At 69.6% G+C, this 3,778-nt stretch carries 4 protein-coding genes; 1 reads left to right on the plus strand and 3 read right to left on the minus strand.

What is annotated here, in order from left to right:
* Nucleotides 1–131 precede the first annotated feature (131 nt).
* Nucleotides 132–713: a hypothetical protein gene (locus tag ACO1BR_RS20850; protein WP_426796580.1), complete on the minus strand. Its 582-nt coding sequence runs from the start codon at nucleotides 711–713 to the stop codon at nucleotides 132–134.
* An 836-nt stretch (nucleotides 714–1,549) separates the two neighbouring features.
* On the minus strand, nucleotides 1,550–2,116 hold the full coding sequence (locus ACO1BR_RS20855; protein ID WP_426796581.1) for an RBBP9/YdeN family alpha/beta hydrolase: 567 nt from the start codon (nucleotides 2,114–2,116) through the stop codon (nucleotides 1,550–1,552).
* Between the two features lie 69 nt (nucleotides 2,117–2,185).
* On the opposite strand from ACO1BR_RS20855, the gene ACO1BR_RS20860 reads away from it, so the two are divergent.
* Nucleotides 2,186–2,677, plus strand: a complete 492-nt coding sequence (locus ACO1BR_RS20860) for an Lrp/AsnC family transcriptional regulator (protein ID WP_426796582.1) — start codon at nucleotides 2,186–2,188, stop codon at nucleotides 2,675–2,677.
* Between the two features lie 287 nt (nucleotides 2,678–2,964).
* Here the strand turns inward: ACO1BR_RS20860 and ACO1BR_RS20865 are convergent, their stop codons facing one another.
* Nucleotides 2,965–3,195: a hypothetical protein gene (locus ACO1BR_RS20865; protein WP_426796583.1), complete on the minus strand. Its 231-nt coding sequence runs from the start codon at nucleotides 3,193–3,195 to the stop codon at nucleotides 2,965–2,967.
* Nucleotides 3,196–3,778 lie beyond the last annotated feature (583 nt).

Genomic DNA, 3,778 nt, shown 5'->3' on the forward strand with positions numbered 1-3,778 from the left:
GGGCTTCCCCGAGAAGCCCGGCCAGCGGCCTCCTCTTCCGACTGCGGGTCGAGCAGTGCCCCGCGGTCTGGCCCTGAAGAGGCCGAAAAGGGTCCCGGGCCGGCCTGTGGTGCGGACGCCGGGCCCCGGTGTTATTCCCCGCCGTCCCCGCCCACCGCACGTACCGGGCCTTCGCCGCCTTCCTTGGCTTCCCCGGCTTCCTTGGCTCCCTTGCCTGCCCGGCCCTCCGAGCCTCCGCTCTTACCTTCGTCGCCCCCCTTGTCTCCCCTATCTCCCTTGTCTCCCTTGTCTCCCTTGTCCCCCTCGTCCCCCTTGCCTTCCCGGCCCTCCGAGCCTCCGGCCTTGCCTTCGTCGCCCCCCTTGTCACCCCTGCCTTCCCGGCCCTCCGAACCTCCGCCTTGGCCGCCCCCCTTGTCGCCCATGAAGTCGACGCTGTTGTCGCAGCCCATGGACGAGCCCATCCTGGTGCTCTGCGCACCCGGGGAGCCCTCGCCGCCGAGCGCGTTGCCCAGCACGCCGTTGAGGATCCCGACCTCGCCGAGGACGTCGACGTTCAGGTCGTGCGACCGACACTGGCTGCCCTGCCTGACCTCGAAGTCGGTGCCGCCCCTCCCGCCTTCCTTCTCGCCATGGGCGTACGCGGTGCCGGCGCCCACGAAGCCGAAGCTGCCGAGGACGACGGCCACGACTGCGGCCTTCTGAAGCTTGCGCATTTTCTCTCCGGTGGTCGAACGGATACAATCCGTGATATAGCGACTTCGTACAGTCATAGGAGGCTAATACGAAATATTCCGGAGGCATTCGATGACGCGCCGGATTCACGGCCGTTGCGAACGAGTGGCTGTCGGGAGCCGTCCTGCGCCCTGGGCAGGTCGGGGCATCGACTGGCCGCGACACGTACAGACACTCCGCTCCAATGGCCCCAACCCCAGGAGCCGGCATGCGCGCCACGCATCGCGTCGCTCCTGCGCCCGCCATCACAGCCAGCGGAGCTCACGAACACAGGACCTGACACTCGTACTTGCCCAGGTGAGCCAGCTCCGGACAGCGCAGCTCGCGATCCGGGAGAAATGCGTTGGGCCAGCGCATGATCGCCACCTATGCCCCGCCGCCCACCGCCATCTCGCGTACCTGCATCCAGCCGCTTCGCTGCTGAGGGACAGGCTCGCCATACGGCTTGATGCTCGCCGCGACGATGCGCAGGCCGACCTTCCCAGCGAAGGCGTGGTCTTCCCCGGCTGCTCGCTCCATAGCCAGGAGCCGGACCCCGCCCGCTCCGGACAGACGTAGAGCACGGCCGGGGTGCTGTCCACGGTGATGGCGCTCGGCGTCCTCCGTGGTGCAGTGCCGGCCACCGTGGCCACTTCGTCCGTATGGGCACCTGCCTCATCAGGGGTGGCGCCGCAGCTCCCTTCCTATGTGCCGGAGCTCCCTTCCGATATGCCGGAGCTCAACCCCGTCGAAGGCGCCCGTCGGTCGACCGCCAATGACTGGCGCGCAGATGCACCGCGCGGCGGCAGGGGACGTCGGCGTTCCCCTCGGTGGTTGATCACTGCTGGGTCAGCGAGTCCAGGAGCTTGCGTCCGTCCGGCCACGGGCCAAGGCCGCTGGCGGAGTTGAGGTGTCCGTGTGGGCCCGTCACGTGCCATTGCGCTGCCCATCGCGCGGCGAGGTCCGTCGCCGCCTCGGGGGTGCAGTACGGATCGTCGAGGCTGCCCACCACCAGGGCCGGGCACGGGAGCGGTTGCGCGGACACCGTCGTGAACGATGCGGCTGCCTGGCGCGGGAACGCCGGCCCGTGCGGGTCGGGCGGCGCCGCCAGGAACGCGCCTGCCACCGGGCTCGACGGGTTCGCGTCCAGCCAGGTGGACACCGCCCAGCAGCCCAGGCTGTGGGCCACCAGCACCACGCGGTCGCCCAGCCGTCGGGCCTCGTCGTACGCCGCCCCGACCGCGTCGCCCCAGTCCTCCAGTTCGGGGGTGGACCACGAGGCGGGCGAGATGCGCACTGCCGAGGTACCCCACTGTCGCTCCCAGAGTGTCTGCCAGTGCTGCCCGTCCGAGCCGTCGATGCCGGGGATGATGACGTATGCGACCACTGCGTGCCACCGTTTCACTCGTCACTCCCTGCGATCTCAGGAGTGTCTGGCGCAGATTCTGCGGGAAGCAACAGCGTGGTGACAGCGATGCAAGTGATCTCAAAGAAGGTGGTGCGGACGACGATGGAATCACTCGACCGGATAGACCGGGACATCCTCGCCCTGCTTCAGGCCGAGGGCAGGTTGACCGGAGCGGAGGTGGGCCGCCGCGTCGGGCTGTCGCAGCCTGCGGCCAGCGCACGTATCCAACGGCTGGAGAAGAACGGCGTCATCACCGGCTATCGGGCCGTCATCGACCCGGTGGCACTCGGTCTGAACATCCACGCGATCATTCGCCTGCGCACCACGCACGCCCATCTCCCGCGCGCCCTGGACCTCGCCTCCCGGACCCCCGAAGTCACCTCCATCCTGAGGGTCACCGGGGAGGACTGCCTCATCTTCGACATCCACTGTCCGCAGGCGGAGCGGCTTGAGCACATCGTCGACGCGCTGGCCCGGTACGGGCCGGTCACCACCTCGCTCGTGCTCCGCGCCCATCCCCCGAAGCCGCTGGCGAACTCCGCAGCAACAACTTCTTGACCAACAACTCCCGTCACGGCGGTGCGAGAGACGCCGCGCTTACATGACATGCCATGGGCGTACCGCCCGCCGGCCGCGGGGCGTTGGCCAGAAGAGGGGACCGTGGGTCAGCGCCCGGCCCAGGTAGGCAGCAGCACGATGACTGGCAGACCGGTGTCCGCGAACCTCCGCCAGGCAACCGTCAGGAAAGCCCGCAGCTGTCCCGGATGGCGGCGCGAGGGGGCGCGCGCCCGGGCCTGTGCGTACCCCGTGCGCCGCGCCGTGTCCACGGCGGACGACTCATGCGCTCATGCGCCCGTTCCGGCGCCCTTGGCTTCAGTGTTCGGCGCGCCTGCAATGGTGAGGCGACGGCACTGCGAGAGGAGCCCGCGGACCCCGATGAACATCGCCTCCCCGCCCTCGCTTGGCAGCCCGAGTCCCGGCCACGTCAACGTATCGTCCAGCGGCGCCACCGCCGGCTCCGGTGCGGCCAGCGCGAGTCCGGGTACCGGCGGCATCACCGCCGGCTCCGGTGCCACCGGCGGGAGCCTGGGCGCTGGCGCCATTTCCGCCGGCTCCGGTGGGGGCGGCGCAAATCCGGGTACCGGCGGCATCACAGCGAACCGGTGACTCGGCAGGCGGACAGGAGATCAAACCGGTCAATCAGAGGCCGTGGGACGGCCCGGAAACCGGGGCCCGTCCCACAACCTCCTGCGGCAAGTGGCGCGGCAGATCTCTCCAGGATCCCAGGATCCCAAGAAACGGGCACTTGGCCGGACCTTTCGTCAACTCCCGCCTGCCTCGCCCCCTCAGAAGCACCTCCCATGCGGCAGTGGCTGAACTGCGGTGCCTCCGCTGCTCCTTTCGCCCTTCTCACGGGATTGGCGTCACGTTGCGGCCGGACAAACATTCCTATGGGGCGATTGTGGAGAAGGCCACCGATGGCCCGTCGCGTTCGCTCTCGTCCGCAACGCCCACGAGTCAGGGGAGATACGTCATGGTGCGGGCTTCGACGAACCGACACAGGCACGCGAGCCCGGCAATGCGGGTCGGCATGGGCGTGGCGGCCCTCGTGGGCGGGCTGCTCCCCCCGATGGTGGGCGCGGACAGTGGGGGGGGGGG

Source organism: Streptomyces sp. YGL11-2 (assembly GCF_050054615.1).
Lineage (GTDB): Bacteria > Actinomycetota > Actinomycetes > Streptomycetales > Streptomycetaceae > Streptomyces.